Origin of the sequence: Terrisporobacter mayombei, from assembly GCF_020748465.1 — a bacterium.
GTDB lineage: Bacteria > Bacillota > Clostridia > Peptostreptococcales > Peptostreptococcaceae > Terrisporobacter > Terrisporobacter mayombei.
Map to the genome: position 1 here is coordinate 1 of NZ_JAHZMP010000222.1, position 456 is coordinate 456.

Genomic DNA, 456 nt, shown 5'->3' on the forward strand with positions numbered 1-456 from the left:
GATACAAGTGTTAGTCCTGATACAAAATTTATTTTAAATAATCTTAAGCTTAATATTGAATCTTCTGTTGGTGATTACATTTATTATGAAAAATTAGAACCTGTTAAAAATATAATCCACAATTCTATAGATGATTTAATAGATGAGTTCAATCTACTTGAAAATGTATCTGATGAATTATATGAATTAAAAAAATTAAATAATCTAGATGAGAAGTATTTAATATCTTTTGAAGATATCTCAAAAAATAATTCAACTTATTCTGTAAGATTTATTAACAAAAGTAATGGTGAATCAGTTTATGTAGAGACAGAAAAAGAAATTATTACAAAATATAGCTAACATATTACAAGAGAAATAAGTACAATACAAAATAATATAATTACAGTTGTCCATGTAAATTTATTAGCTCACATACAGTTAAGAGCAACTGCTAATGTCAATTACATAGACTCC

General features: G+C 23.2%; 1 pseudogene. It reads left to right on the top strand.

Annotated elements, in window-relative coordinates:
- A pseudogene (locus K0039_RS21260) lies at positions 1 to 456 on the top strand (TcdA/TcdB pore-forming domain-containing protein); the annotation flags it as partial.